Raw genomic sequence first — 13,651 nt, 5'->3', positions numbered from 1 at the left:
CAGACCAAGAGGATTACAACGTGAAGAAGTATCTTGCCCTGACCGCCATCGCTGCCGTGGCGCTGACCGGCTGCGTGACCACCGACATGCGCATGGGCTCGCCCGAAGCCAAGACCGTGGCCACGGGTGCCGCAGGCGGTGCCAGCGCCGAGAACGCCAATACCGAGCTGGAGCGTTGCGACTCCTCGCTGGGCACCATCTCCCTGGTCGAGAACCAGACCGCGGGCTGGTACACCATCCTCACCCAGCAGTACCGCCTGCCGCCCACCTCGCAGCTGCTGCGCCTGATGATCCAGCAGTCCAACTGCTTCATCGTCGTGGAACGCGGCGCGGCCGGCATGGGTGCCATGGCGCGTGAGCGCGCGCTGATGGACTCGGGCGAAATGCGCGGCGGCAGCAACCTGGGCAAGGGTCAGATGGTGGCCTCCGACTACGGCCTGTCCCCCGAAGTGATCTTCAACCAGAGCGATGCCGGCGGCATGGGCGGCGCCATCGGCGGCCGCGCAGGCGGCATCTTCGGCGCGCTGGCTGCAGCCACCAAGACGCGCGAGGCCTCGGTCATGCTGGCCCTGGTGGACAACCGTTCGGGCGTGCAGGTGTCGGCTTCCGAAGGCTCGTCTTCCAAGACCGACTGGGGCGGCATGGGCGCGCTGTTCGGCGGCTCCGCCGGCGCCTCGCTGGGCGGCTACACACGCACGGCCGAAGGCAAGGTGATCGCCGCCGCCTTCATGGACGCCTACAACCAGATGGTGCGCTCGCTGCGCAACTACAAGGCACAGACCGTCAAGGGCCAGGGCCTGGGCGGCGGTGGACGCCTGGGCGTGGACGGCGGTGCCGCACCGTCGCAGACATCGGCTCCGGGCGCCAATGCCGCCGGCATGTCGCTGCGCGCCGCACAGCAAAAGCTCAACGCCCTGGGCTACACCGCAGGCACGCCTGACGGCGCCATGGGCAAGAACACCCAGAACGCCCTGCGCGAATTCCAGCGCGACCAGAGCCTGCCGCAGACCGGCCGCCTCGACCGTGCCACCTCGCAAGCACTGCAACAGCAATAAGCGGCTCCCGGCCGGAGGGCGCGCATGATGCGGCGCGTTCCCTGGCCGGCCCCGGCCCTTCTTGCCTGGGCCGGCGCCTGGCTTGTTTACGCCGCGCTGCAATCGACCCTAGGGCCGCTGGCCGCCTGGCTGGCGGGCTGTTTTTTGGGCGTGCTCGCCAGCCTGCTGGCCACGCCCTGGTGGCGGCGCCTGGCCGTGGCGGCGGGCTTTCCGCTGTCCTGCCTGATGCTGTGGGGGCCGGGCGGCCTGGCCGCCATCAGCCCCTGGCTGTGGCTGGCGGCGCTGGGCCTGCTCGCCCTGGTCTACCCGCTCAACGCCTGGCGCGATGCGCCGCTGTTTCCCACGCCCGCCGATGCGCTGCAAGGCCTGGCCGATGCCGCGCCGCTGCCGGACGGCGCGGCCGTGCTCGATGCCGGCTGCGGCCTGGGCGACGGCCTGCGCGCGCTGCGCGGCCAGTACCCGCAGGCGCGGCTCAACGGCATGGAGTGGAGCTGGCCGCTGCGCTGGCTGTGCGCGCTGCGCTGCCCCTGGGCCCGCGTGCGCCGCGCCGACATCTGGCTGGCCGACTGGAGCGGCTACCAGATGGTCTACCTGTTCCAGCGCCCCGAAAGCATGGGCCGTGCGGCCGTCAAGGCCGCCACGGAGCTGCCCGAGGGCGCCTGGCTGGTCAGCCTGGACTTTGCGCTGCCCGGCGTGGAGCCCTCCTGGCAGCGCCAGGGCCCGGGCCGGCACAGCCTCTGGGTCTACCGCATGCCGCTGGGCGGTGCCGGCGAGGCCGTGGTGCATGTTCCGGAACCCGAGGAAACACCCTACGAGAAGGCGCTGCGCGAAATGCGGGAACGCCGGTGACGGCTGTGCGTGGCGCCTACTTCTTCGCGCTGGCCTTGCTCACGTAGAGCGACAGCGCGGCGATCTCGGCCTCGCTGAGCGTGGCCTTGAATGAGGGCATGGCGCCTATGCCGTCGCGCAGGGCACGGGCCACGCGCGCGGCATCGGGCTGCAGCTCGTCGAGCACGGGGCCGATGGCGCCCTCGGCGCCCGCGTCCTTGAGCGTGTGGCACAGCGCGCAGGCGGGCGTGGCCGTGGCGAACAGCTTCTTGCCCAGGGCCATCTGGGCCGCTTCATCGGCAAAGGCGGGGGCGCACAGCAGGGCGCTGCCGAGCAAAGTGCCGCCCAGCAGGGCGGTGTGGATCAGGTGTTTCATCGTGAACATGGCAATGGGGGTACGGGCCCGCCACGGTCTGGCGCCGTGTGCGGGAGGTGACGGGAGTGAAGAGAAGGGAGGCGGGATGAGCGCGCGGGCCGTGTTCAGGCCACGGTGACGGTCACGGCGTGGTCGGCCCAGCTGGTGTTGTTGTAGCCACTCTGGTTTTCGCCGCGCGTCTCGGGCTGGACCCGGCCGCGCGCGTCGGTGGCGCGGCTGGCCAGCACATGCGTGCCCTTGGGCAGGCGCGCCTGCAGCACGAACTGGCGCCAGGCGTACTTGCCCAGGTCGGGGCCGACCAGGCGCGCGGCCTGCCAGCTCTTGCCGCCGTCCGTGGACACCTCCACGCCCTTGACGGCGTCCATGCCGCCAAAGGCCACGCCGTGGATCTGCACCAGGCCGGCGGCCTGCCCGCCGTCCTCGGGCAGGGGCGAGTTGATCCAGGACTTGACGCTCATCTCCTGCACCGAGGGCTGGCTCGGGTCGCCCTTGCTGCCGGGCGGCGAGATGCGGTAGCCGTGGGACATGATGTGGGCCTCGCTCTCGCGCGGCGTGAAGGCCAGCTGCTTGATGTACTTGATGTTGTTCACGCCCGTGTAGCCGGGCACGATCAGGCGCAACGGCCCGCCATGGGCCAGCGGGATGGGCTCGCCGTTCATCTCCCAGGCCAGCAGCGCGTCTTCCATGGCCGACAGCGGCACCGAGCGCTCGACGATGACGCTCTTGGGGTCCAGCCCCGCAGGCAGCACCTCGCCGCCCGTGCCGGTCATGTAGAGGCCGCCGTCGGCCACGCCGCCCAGGGCCTTGACCACCTCGCGCACGGGCACGCCGCTCCAGACCACGCAGCCGGCCGCACCCACGGTCCAGGCCGTGCCGCTGGGCTTGCTGGGAAAGAAGGCCCGGCCATTGCCCGAGCACTGCAGCACCATGGCCACGGTCTCCAGGCCCAGGGACTTGAGCTCGCGCACGCTGAGGCTGCGGGGCTGGCGCACGCCCCCCACCTGCAACTGCCAGGCATCGCGGTCGGCCACGATGGATTCGGGCGGCGTGGGCAGGTTGTTGCGCACATAGAGCTGGTCGCTGGGCGTGATCACGCTGGTGCCGAAGGCGCCGCGCCGCGTCTCTATGGTGGTGGAGCTGTGGACGATGAGGGCATCGGCCTTCTTCCAGCCCGCGTAGCCGGGCAGGGGCTTGGCCGCCGGTGCTGCCGCAGCTGCGGGTGCCTGGGCCTGGGCCAGTGCGCCCTGGTGCAGGCCGGCCAGGCCTGCGGCGGCCAGTGCGCTGGCGCTGCCGGCCAGCAGGCTGCGGCGCGCGGGGGAGGTGGGCGATGTCGGCAAGTGGTTCATGGGTGTCTCCTCGTGGTGGTTGTCATGGGGCATCTCATGGGGCAGGGGGGCCCAGGGCCTTGCTGGCCACGGCCAGGGCCTGTTTCTTCTGGGCCACCAGCACCAGCGGCCGGCCTTCGCGCGAGCGAACGACCTGCCAGTGCATGTTGGCCCACCAGCCCTGGCCATCGGCCAGGCGCTGGGGCTGGTCGAAGGCCAGCACGGTGACGATGCCGCCCTTCTCGAAGAAGGTGGTCAGGTGGTAGGCGCGTGTGCCGTCGATGTCGCAGGGCCGCATCAGCTGGGTGTAGCCGGGCAGCTTCTCGCCGGCCGGCAGGTCCAGGCGGCGCGCCACCTCGGCCTCGGGCATGAAGCTGCCGCGCAGCGTGCGCTCGTAGTACTCGTGCTCGATGGCGGCGCGCACCAGCTCGGGCGGGCGCATGGCGAACACGGCGGTGGCGGCCGAGCTGCCCACCAGCAGCGCGGCGATCAGCCGGCGCACGCCGCTGCGCGCATGCCAGGGCGTGTGGCGCAGCAGATGGGCGGGCGGCTCGCCGTGCGGCCCGGGGTCGAAGGCCAGGGCCAGTTCGGCGCGTGCGCGCAGGTCGAAGGCCGATTCGTCGGTCGTGTCCGGGGCAGTCATTTCAAGCCTTGGTATCGGGTGGCGCGCAGCGGGGTGGGGCGCAGCGGGATCACGCTGGCAGTCTCTGGGGCAGGCGCCGGGGCGGCCTGCTCCAGCGCCGCCTTCAGCGCATCGCGGGCGCGTGACAGGCGCGACAGCACCGTGCCCGGCGCAATGTCCAGGGCCTCGGCCATCTGGGCCGTGGGCATGTCGTCGAAGTAGTAGAGCACCAGCACCTCGCGGTGGATGGGGGCGATGCGCGACAGCGCCTTGACCACGTCGAGCCGGTCGTCCAGCGCCGAAGGCGAGGGGGAGGGGGCGGGATGCTGGTCCAGCGCCTCGTCATCGCTGACCAGATGGGCCGATGGCGCAAGGTGCCGGAAGGCATGGCGGCGCATGATCTGGAACAGCCAGGCCCGCGCCATCGCGGCCTCGCGCAGCTGGTGGCGAAAGCGCCAGGCGCTGGTGAAGCAGTCCTGCACCACGTCCTCGGCCAGCGCGCGCGAGCCGGTCAGCGCCCAGGCGCTGCGCAGCAGGAATCGGTAGTGATCGCGCACCCACTGGTTGTAGCGCGACTCGGCGGTGGAGATCATGCGGCATAAGAGCACGCAGGGCGCCGCCCTATTCCATGGGCTGGCCTTAGGCAAACCCTATATCGGATCAGCTATCGCGAAGAGGCGATGGCTCCCTGTCATCCCCTGATCGGCCGCGATACAGCGCCTGATCCGACCCTGTGGGCAGCGGAGCCGGCCTGCTGCCCGAAGAACCGTGCCGGAGGCATGCCCACCGTGCGGTGCACCATGGCGCTGAAGGCGCTGGGGCTGTATCCCAGCTCGGCCGCGATCTGCTGTATGGGAAGGCCGCGCGCGGCCAGGCTCAGGCCGTGGGCCAGCACGACTTGCTGGCGCCAGGTGGTGAAGCTGCAGCCCAGCTGCTGCTGGAACAGCCGGGCCACGGTGCGCGGGCTGGCGCCGGTGTCGGCCGCCCAGTCGGCCAGGCTCTCGTGCTGGGTGGGGTCGGCCACGACGGCCTCGCAGAGCATGCGCAGCCGCTTGTCCTGGGGCATGTTCACGCCAAGGTGGACTTCGCTGGCCCGGCGCAGTTCTTCCAGCAGCAGGGCGCTGAGATGGTGCTCGCGCTGCAGGGTGGCGGCGTCCGGGGCGGGCTGGTCATCGCTTTGCTTGGGCAGGGCCGTGATCAGCTCGCGCATCAGCGGCGAAACCTCCAGCACGCGGCAGCGTGCCCAGTCCTGCGGGTTGCAGGCCACGCCGCAGGACGGGAGGTCCGGCAGTACGGGGCCCTGGGCCGGATCGTCCTGCAGCACGTAGATGGAGACGAGATCGGCTTCCTCGACCATGGCCACGGCGTGGACCAGGCCGGGCGGAATCCACACGGCCTTGGAGGGTGGGGCGATCAGCGTGCCCTGGGGGGCCGACAGGTGCAGCACGCCGTCCAGCGAGATGGCGATCTGTGCCCAGCTGTGGCTGTGCGGTATGACGCGCGTGCGTGCCGACAGGCGATGCTGCTTGGCGCGCACGGGGCGCTGGGGCGTGGGCACGAACAGGTGCGGATGCAGGGCCTCCACCGGCTCCATCGGCCGGGCCCTGCGCACCGACCGCAGTGCGGCTGCGGGGCAGGCGCTGGGCAGGGTGTCGGCACAAGTGTCGGCAAGGGTGTCGGCAAGGGTGTGGTCAGGGGTGCCGGGCGTGGAGACAGGCTTTGGCATGTTTGCGATAGAAGTTGGCAGACTATCGCATACAAGACGAAACGCTGCTGCCTAAGATGCGGCCCATGACCGCCTCTTCTTCTTCCATGCCGGACGCCGTGGCGCCGGACCCGCTGCGCAGCGATGTGCGCACCATCGGCCTGATCGGCCTGGCGCATGGTTCCTCGCATTTCTTCCACCTGCTGCTGCCGCCGCTGTTTCCGTGGCTGATCGCCGAGTTCGGCTACAGCTATGCCGAACTCAGCGTGATGGTGTCGCTGTTCTTCGTGGTCTCCGGCGTGGGACAGGCCATGGCCGGCTTTGCCGTGGACCGCTTCGGCGCGCGCCCCATTCTGTTTGCGGCGCTGGGCAGCTTCACCGTGGCGGGCGTGGTCGCCAGCCTGGCGCAGGGCTATGGAATGCTGCTGCTGGCGGCCTTCTTCGCGGGCCTGGGCAATGCGCCCTTCCACCCGGTGGACTTCACCATCCTCAACAAGCGCGTGTCGGCCAAGCGCATCGGCCATGCGTTCTCGGTGCACGGCCTGTCGGGCAATATCGGCTGGGCGCTGGCGCCGCTGTTCATGGCGGGCATCACCACGGCCACGGGCTCGTGGCGCCTGGCCTGCCTGTGCGGCGCGGCCCTGGCCGCCGTCATCCTCACCATCATGGTGCTCAACCGCGAGGCGCTGGACGACCGTGCGGCCGATGCCCAGGCTCCGGCGGCGCGTGCCGCTGCGGCCGCCGTGCCGCAGGAGCATCCCATGGCCTTCCTGAAGCTGCCCTCGGTCTGGCTGTGCTTCTCGTTCTTCTTCTGGAGCACCTGCGCGCTCAGCGCCATCCAGAGCTTTGCCAGCCCCGCCATGCAGTCCATGTACGGACTGCCGCTGAGCGTGACGGCGCTGATCGTCACGGGCTACATGCTCTGCGGCGCGGCAGGCATGCTGGCCGGCGGCTTCCTCGTGGGCCGTGTGCAGCGGCTGGAGAAGGTGATCTCCATCTGCATGCTGGGCTCGGGTGTTGCGCTGTTCTTGGTCGGCACGGGCTGGCTGCCGGCCATGGCGGCCGTGGCCGTGGCCTCCATCGCGGGCCTGGGAACTGGCCTGGCCGGTCCCTCGCGCGACATGCTGATCAAGCGCGCCGCGCCCCCCGGCGCCACGGGCCGCGTCTACGGCACGGTGTATTCGGGCCTGGACCTGGGCTTTTGCCTGGCCGCGCCGGTGTTCGGCTACATGCTGGACCATGGCATGAGCCACGGCGTGTTCTACGGATCGGCCATTGCCTTGGTGCTGAGCGTGGTGTCGGCCGTGGTCGTGGGCGATGGCGTGAGCCGGAAAAGCGGCATGGCGCTGAGCGCGGGCTGATACCGGGTCGCACTCCCCACAAGGCCCCGCAGGCCCAAGCTTGCGGGGCCTTTGCTTTGGGCGCAGAGATGGACAAAACAGGCACGCCAATTGCGTGCACCCTGCGCGGCGCCTGCTATCGTGCAGGCACAACTTTTCAACACAGGAGACCTGTCCATGCGTTCCGCCTTCGCACCGCTTTCCCTCATATTCCGCAGCGCCCCGCTGGCGCTGGCCCTTGCCATGGCCGGCCTGTCCGGCAGTGCCCTGGCTGCGCCCAAGGCCGATATCCAGGCGCTGGCGCAAAAGCACCAGCAGCCCTTGCTGGACACGCTGCGCGAGCTGGTGCACATCGAGTCGGGCAGCAAGGACATGGAGGGCGTGGAGCAGATCGCCAACTACGTGGCCGGCAAGCTGCGCGAGCAGGGCGGCAAGGTCGAGATCCTGCAGCCCACCGACGTCTACCGGCTGGGTGACACGCCCGAGAAGATCGGCCCCATGGTGCATGCCGAGTTCAAGGGCAAGGGCACCAGCCGCATCATGCTGATCGCCCACATGGACACGGTCTACCTGCGCGGCATGCTCAAGGACCAGCCGTTTCGCATCGACGGCGAGCGCGCCTACGGCCTGGGCATTGCCGACGACAAGCAGGGCGTGGCCCTGATCCTGCACACCGTGGCCATGCTGCGCCAGCTGGGCTTCGACAACTACGGCACGCTGACCGTGCTGATGAACAGCGACGAGGAAATCAGCTCGCCCGGCGCGCGCAGCACCATCACGCGCATGGGCGCCGAGCAGGATGCGGTCTTCTCGTTCGAAGGCGGAGGCACCGACGGCGGCGTGCGCCTGGCCACCAGCGGCATCGGCGCGGCCTACCTCAAGGTCGAGGGCAAGGCCTCGCACGCGGGCGCCAAGCCCGAGGACGGCGTGAACGCGCTGTACGAGCTGTCGCACCAGCTGCTGCAGATGAAGGACCTGTCCAAGCCCGAGACCGGCCTCAAGCTCAACTGGACCGTGGCCAAGGCCGGCACCAACCGCAACGTCATTCCCGCCGAGGCCACGGCCCAGGCCGACGCCCGCGCGCTGCGCGTGGCCGACTTCACGGCGCTGGAGCAGGCCATGCAGGCCAAGGTGGGTAACAAGCTGCTGGACGCCAGCAAGGTGCAGCTCAAGTTTGAAGTGCGCCGCCCGCCGCTGGAGGCCAACGAGGCCTCGCGCAGCCTGGCCAAACAGGCGCAGACCATCTACAGCGATGAGCTGGGCCTGAAGATGAGCGTGATGGAAAAGGCCACGGGCGGCGGCACCGACGCGGCGTTTGCGGCGCTCAAGGCCAAGGGTGCCGTCATCGAGGGCTTTGGCCTGAGCGGCTACGGCGCGCACTCCAATGATGCGGAGTATGTGCAGCTGAACACCATCGTGCCGCGCCTGTACCTGGCCACGCGCATGATCATGGATCTGTCGAAGTAGCCCCGCGCTCCCCTGCTTCGCATGGTCCGCTGCCCCTGGCCGTGCGTCCCCCGAGGGGGCCGCGTTTCGCCTTGGGGCGGCCCGGTGGTGAAACCTGGCGCACTCTGCGGATGACGGGGTCAAAAAGCAAAAAAGGGCATGCCTTGCGGCATGCCCTGAAGGCGCATCGTGGGGCGCTCTGTGTTCTTTACTGCGAAGAGATGTTCTTGTCTTTCGCGATCTTGCTCCAGCGCGTGAAGTCGGCGTTCAGGCGCGCCTTCATGGCCGCGCCGTCCTGGTAGGTGGCGATGGCGCCTGCGGCCAGCATCTTCTTTTGCAGCTCGGGCTCGGCCAGGATGAGCTTGAGCTCCTGGTTCAGGCGCTGGACCACGGCGGGAGGCGTGTTCAGCGGGGCGATCAGGCCGCCCCAGGTGTCGGCGTCGAAGCCGGGGAAGCCCTGCTCGGCCACCGACTTCACGTTCGGCAGCAGCTGCTTGGCCTTTTGCGAGCTGACGGCAATGGCGCGCAGCTTGCCCGCCTGGATGTGGGGCAGGGCCGCGACCACGTCGGCGAACATCACGGCGATCTGGCCGCCGATCAGGTCGGTCACGGCCGGCGCGCTGCCGCGGTAGGGCACGTGCTGCATGTCGAAGCCGCCCAGGTCCTTGAGCTGCTCCATGGACAGGTGGCCGAAGCTGCCAGTGCCCGAGCTGGTGTAGTTCAGCGCGGGCTTGGCCTTCTTGGCATGCTCGATCAGTTGCTGCAGGTTGGTCACGTCCGGCAGCTCGCGCGGGTTGATGACGATGGCCATGGGCAGGTCATAGACCGTGGCCACGGGCAGGAAGTCCTTGCGCACGTCGTACAGGTTGTTGTTGAACAGCATGGGCGCCAGCAGCGCGGGCATGCCGAACATGGACAGCGAATAGCCGTCGGGCTGCGACTTGATGAAGGCCGCCGTGCCCACCGAGCCCGAGGCGCCGGGACGGTTGTCGATGACGATGGTCTGGCCCAGGCGCTCGGTCAGGCGCTGCGCGACGATGCGCGCGGCCGTGTCGGTGGGGCCGCCGGGCGGGAAGGCCACGGTCAGCTTGATCAGCTTGTCGGGCCACTGGCTCTGGGCCCGTGCGGCGGGGGCCAGCGTGGCGATGGTGGTGGCGCAGGCGGCGGAAAGGATCTGGCGGCGCGAGGCCTGGAAGGGGGTGGAAGTCATATGTCTCCTCAAGCGGGAAGGGGTGGAAATGAGAGCCGTGGAGCGGTCTGGGTGGGAACGTCTGCGCGCTCTCAGATGATGTTTTTGGCGCGCAGCGCGGCGCGGGCCTGTTCGTCCAGGCCCAGGCGCTGCTGCAGCACCTCGTCGGTGTGTTCGCCCTGGTGCGGCGGCGGGCGGCGCACGGGCAGGCGCTGGCCGTCCAGCGCATAGGGCGGGGCCAGCACGGACTGGCTGCCGGCCTCGCTGTCCTCGAAGCGGTGCAGCAGGCCGGCGTCGGCCGTGCGCTGCGAGTTCAGGGCCTCGAACAGGCCCAGCACCTCGCCGCAGGGAATCTGTGCGGCCGTCAGGCATTCGAGCAACTGGGCGCGCGTGAAGCGCAGCAGCTCGGCCTGCACCAGCGGCATCAGCAGATCGCGGTTTGCCGAGCGTGCGGTATTGGTGGCAAAGCGCTCATCGGCGGCCCACTCGGGCTTGGCGATGACGTCGGTGCAAAAGCGCTGGAACTGGCCGTTGTTGCCCACGGTGATGACCAGCGGGCCGTCGGCCGCCTCGAATACGCCGTAGGGCACGATGGACGGATGGGCGTTGCCGAACTTGGGCGGGTCGCCTGCCTTGAGCAGGGCCTCCATGCCGTAGTAGCTGGTGATCATCAGGCCGCAGTCGTACAGGGCCATCTGCACATGACGGCCGCGCCCGCTGCGCTCGCGCTCGTAGAGCGCGGCCAGGATGGCCTGGGCCGAGTACATGCCCGTGAACATGTCCACGGCGGCCACGCCGAACTTCAGCGGACCCTGGCCCTGCTCGCCGTTCATGGCCATGATGCCGGACTCGCCCTGCACCACCAGGTCGTAGCCGGGCCGCGTGGCCTCGGGGCCGCTGCGCGAGTAGCCCGAGATGGAGCAGTACACCAGGCGCGGGTTCAGCTGCGACAGCTGCTCGTAGCCCAGCCCCAGCTTCTCGGCGCCGCCGACCTTGAAGTTCTGGATGACCACATCGCTGTCGGCCGCCAGCTCGCGTGCGATGCGCAGGCCCTCTTCGGCCTGCAGGTCCAGCGTGACCGAGCGCTTGTTGCGGTTGGCGCTGTTGAAGTAGGAGGTGTTGCGCTGGCCCACGCGCACGCCCCAGTCGCGCGTGTCGTCGCCGCGGCCCGGGTGCTCGACCTTGACGACATCGGCGCCCAGGTCGGCCAGCGCCATGGCGCACATGGGGCCGGCCAGCACGCGCGAAAGATCCAGGACGCGCACGCCGTCCAGCGGCAGGGAAGAGGGGAGAGCACTCATGCGAAACCTTGTCGAACCACGAAAACCGCAACGGGCCAGAGCCCGGGCAGGCCCGCATTCTTCATTCGTTTATGGACTTTGACAATCGTGCTAAAAAATGGACATCGTGTGTACTGAGGTTTGACAATGGATCTGGGCGGACTGTCCCTGCTGGTGGACATCATCGAAGCCGGCAACCTGAGCCGCGCCGCCGTGCGCCTGGGCATGAGCCGTGCCAACGTCAGCCACCGGCTCAACCAGTTCGAGCGCCAGATCGGCCAGCAGCTGCTGCGCCGCACCACGCGCCAGGTCGAGCCCACCGAGCTGGGCCTGCGCCTGTACGCGCATGGACGCGCGATACGCCAGGAAGCCATGGCGGCGGACGAGTCGGTGGACAGCCTGGGCCAGAGCCTGCAGGGCACCGTGCGGCTGAGCGTGCCCAGCGGCTACGGCCAGCTGCAGATGTCGGGCTGGCTGACGGAGTTCATGCGCATGCACCCGGGCATCACGCTGGAGGTGATCTTCGACAACGACATCGAGGACCTGATGCAGGGCGCCGTGGACTTCGCCGTGCGCGTGATGACCGAGCCGCCCGAAAGCCTGGTGGCCTGCAAGCTCGGCGACGTGCTCTACGAGGCCTGCGCCACGCCGCAGTTCCTGGCGCAGCATGGCCACCCCGACTCGCTGCTGGCGCTCAAGCGCGTGCCGCTGATCACCTCGGCGCTCACGGGCCAGAAGCTGCGCACGGCCGGCATGAACGGCGCCCGACCCACCGAGCTGCGCATACGCCCGCGCCTGATGTCGCCCAACTTCCATTTCCTGCGCGATGCCGTGCTGCAGGGCCTGGGCGTGGCCGTGGTGCCGCGCTACATGGTGGCGGCCGAACTGGCCAGCGGCGCGCTTGAGCGCCTGCCGCTGCCGCCGGGCAGCCTGGACTTTCTGGCCACGCGCCAGTACCTGCTGTACATGCCGTCCCACTACCAGACGCGGGCCATCACCACGCTGATCGACTTCCTGCGCGAGAAAGCCGAGGCGGAGGGACTCAGAGGCTGAAGATTTTCCCGGGATTCAGGATGTTCTTCGGGTCCAGCGCCTGCTTGATGGAACGCATCATCTGCACCGCGCCGTCGCCGGCTTCCTCGCGCAGGAAATCCATCTTGTGGATGCCCACGCCATGCTCGCCCGTGCAGGTGCCGCCCAGCGCAATGGAGCGCGACACCAGCTGGTGGTTGAGCTGCTCGGCGCGCGAGCGCTCGTCCTCGTTGTCCGGGTCGATCAGGTAGCCGAAGTGGAAGTTGCCGTCGCCCACGTGGCCGACGAGGAAGTAGGGAATGCCGCTGTCATCGGCCTCGCGCACCGAGTCCAGCAGTGCATCGGCCAAGCGGCTGATGGGCACGCAGGCGTCGGTGGTGATGCAGCGGCAGCCGGGGCGGCTGGAGACAGCCGCGAAATAGGCGTTGTGGCGGGCCGTGAACAATCGCGTGCGGTCTTCGGGACGCTCGGCCCATTCGAAGGCATTGCCGCCGAACTCGCCCGCAATGTCCTGCACCATCTCGGCCTGCTCCTTCACGCCCGTGGGCGAGCCGTGGAACTCCATCAGCAGCATGGGTTCCTCGCGCAGCGTGAGCTTGCTGTAGGCATTGACCATGCGCACCGAGTTCACGTCCACCAGCTCCACGCGCGCGATCGGCACGCCCATCTGGATGGTCTGGATCACCGTGCGCACGGCGGCCTCGATGCTGGGGAAGGAGCAGATGGCCGCGCTCACGGCCTCGGGCAGCGGGTACAGGCGCACCGTGATCTCGGTGACCACGCCCAGCGTGCCCTCGCTGCCCACGATCAGGCGCGTGAGGTCGTAGCCCGCGCTGCTTTTCTTGGCGCGCGTGCCGGTGCGCATCAGCTCGCCGCTGGCCGTGACCAGTTCCAACGCCAGCACGTTCTCGCGCATGGTGCCGTAGCGCACGGCATTGGTGCCGCTGGCGCGCGTGGCGGTCATGCCGCCGATGGAGGCATCGGCGCCGGGATCGATGGGGAAGAAGAAGCCCGTGTCCTTGATGGCATCGTTGAGCTGCTTGCGCGTGATGCCGGGCTGCACGGTGACCGTCAGGTCCTCTGTGTTGACCGAGAGAATGCGGTTCATGCGGCTCAGGTCCAGGCTGATGCCGCCCTCGACGGCCAGCAGATGGCCTTCGAGCGAGGAGCCTGCGCCGTAGGGGATGACCGGCACGGCATGCTGGTCGGCCAGCTTCAGCGCGTCCTGCACGTCCTGCGTGCTCTCGGCAAAGACCACGGCCGCAGGCGGGGGCGCCTGGATGGCGCCCTCGTCGCGGCCGTGCTGTTCGCGCACCGCCAAAGCCGTGGAGCACTGGGCGCCGAAACGCTGGGCCAGGGCTTGGAGAAAGGCTTCGGGAATGGGGCGCTGAGCGAAGTCAGGCTGCAGGCGGACGGGGGCGACAGGGGCGTTCATCGGTGTTCTCCAGGGGGA

General features: G+C 69.4%; 13 protein-coding genes. 5 read left to right on the top strand and 8 right to left on the bottom strand.

Annotated features, from left to right (window positions below; translation table 11 throughout):
* Positions 1-20 precede the first annotated feature (20 nt).
* Both HFGMBDPB_RS13785 and HFGMBDPB_RS13780 read left to right on the top strand, forming a co-directional pair.
* Complete coding sequence (locus HFGMBDPB_RS13785; protein ID WP_016447294.1) at positions 21-1,055, top strand: peptidoglycan-binding domain-containing protein; 1,035 nt, start codon at positions 21-23, stop codon at positions 1,053-1,055.
* Positions 1,056-1,079: 24 nt separating this feature from the next.
* A complete protein-coding gene (locus HFGMBDPB_RS13780; RefSeq protein ID WP_212645597.1) occupies positions 1,080-1,904 on the top strand; it encodes a class I SAM-dependent methyltransferase in 825 nt (274 codons plus the stop codon).
* A gap of 16 nt (positions 1,905-1,920) precedes the next feature.
* Here the strand turns inward: HFGMBDPB_RS13780 and sorU are convergent, their stop codons facing one another.
* The 5 genes from sorU to HFGMBDPB_RS13755 form a co-directional block, all read right to left on the bottom strand.
* Entirely contained in the window at positions 1,921-2,268 is a 348-nt protein-coding gene (sorU, locus tag HFGMBDPB_RS13775) for a SorU family sulfite dehydrogenase c-type cytochrome subunit (protein WP_046985945.1), read from the bottom strand.
* 95 nt (positions 2,269-2,363) lie between these two features.
* Entirely contained in the window at positions 2,364-3,605 is a 1,242-nt protein-coding gene (gene sorT, locus HFGMBDPB_RS13770; RefSeq protein WP_212645596.1) for a SorT family sulfite dehydrogenase catalytic subunit, read from the bottom strand.
* Positions 3,606-3,639: 34 nt separating this feature from the next.
* Positions 3,640-4,227: a hypothetical protein gene (locus tag HFGMBDPB_RS13765; protein ID WP_070080768.1), complete on the bottom strand. Its 588-nt coding sequence runs from the start codon at positions 4,225-4,227 to the stop codon at positions 3,640-3,642.
* Positions 4,224-4,799 carry an RNA polymerase sigma factor gene (locus HFGMBDPB_RS13760; protein WP_212645595.1) on the bottom strand — a complete coding sequence of 192 codons (576 nt, stop codon included), beginning with the start codon at positions 4,797-4,799 and terminating at the stop codon, positions 4,224-4,226. Before HFGMBDPB_RS13760 ends, HFGMBDPB_RS13765 begins: the two co-directional genes overlap by 4 nt.
* A gap of 98 nt (positions 4,800-4,897) precedes the next feature.
* Positions 4,898-5,932 carry an AraC family transcriptional regulator gene (locus HFGMBDPB_RS13755; protein WP_212645594.1) on the bottom strand — a complete coding sequence of 345 codons (1,035 nt, stop codon included), beginning with the start codon at positions 5,930-5,932 and terminating at the stop codon, positions 4,898-4,900.
* A gap of 65 nt (positions 5,933-5,997) precedes the next feature.
* Here HFGMBDPB_RS13755 and HFGMBDPB_RS13750 point away from each other — a divergent pair, with 65 nt between their 5' ends.
* Positions 5,998-7,272, top strand: coding sequence for an MFS transporter (locus tag HFGMBDPB_RS13750; protein WP_016452281.1), 1,275 nt, complete (start codon positions 5,998-6,000; stop codon positions 7,270-7,272).
* Between the two features lie 156 nt (positions 7,273-7,428).
* Complete coding sequence (locus tag HFGMBDPB_RS13745) at positions 7,429-8,718, top strand: M20/M25/M40 family metallo-hydrolase (RefSeq protein WP_212645593.1); 1,290 nt, start codon at positions 7,429-7,431, stop codon at positions 8,716-8,718.
* Positions 8,719-8,905: 187 nt separating this feature from the next.
* Here HFGMBDPB_RS13745 and HFGMBDPB_RS13740 read toward each other — a convergent pair whose 3' ends face one another.
* The gene (locus HFGMBDPB_RS13740; RefSeq protein ID WP_212645592.1) at positions 8,906-9,907 is read right to left on the bottom strand and encodes a Bug family tripartite tricarboxylate transporter substrate binding protein; all 1,002 of its coding nucleotides are present in this window, start codon (positions 9,905-9,907) and stop codon (positions 8,906-8,908) included.
* A gap of 71 nt (positions 9,908-9,978) precedes the next feature.
* On the bottom strand, positions 9,979-11,187 hold the full coding sequence (locus HFGMBDPB_RS13735; protein WP_013799976.1) for a CaiB/BaiF CoA transferase family protein: 1,209 nt from the start codon (positions 11,185-11,187) through the stop codon (positions 9,979-9,981).
* Between the two features lie 126 nt (positions 11,188-11,313).
* Here HFGMBDPB_RS13735 and HFGMBDPB_RS13730 point away from each other — a divergent pair, with 126 nt between their 5' ends.
* Positions 11,314-12,219, top strand: coding sequence for a LysR family transcriptional regulator (locus HFGMBDPB_RS13730; RefSeq protein ID WP_017405708.1), 906 nt, complete (start codon positions 11,314-11,316; stop codon positions 12,217-12,219).
* On the opposite strand, the gene HFGMBDPB_RS13725 is transcribed toward HFGMBDPB_RS13730, so the two are convergent.
* Positions 12,209-13,633 (bottom strand): FAD-binding oxidoreductase, encoded by a 1,425-nt coding sequence (locus HFGMBDPB_RS13725; protein WP_013799978.1) that lies wholly within the window; start codon positions 13,631-13,633, stop codon positions 12,209-12,211. The two genes, HFGMBDPB_RS13730 and HFGMBDPB_RS13725, sit on opposite strands and share 11 nt — an antisense overlap.
* Between the last annotated feature and the right edge of the window lie 18 nt (positions 13,634-13,651).

The sequence above is a fragment of the Delftia sp. PE138 genome (genome assembly GCF_018320755.1).
Taxonomy (GTDB): Bacteria; Pseudomonadota; Gammaproteobacteria; order Burkholderiales; family Burkholderiaceae_C; genus Comamonas; species Comamonas tsuruhatensis.
This window is presented reverse-complemented; position numbering and strand designations above follow the sequence as displayed.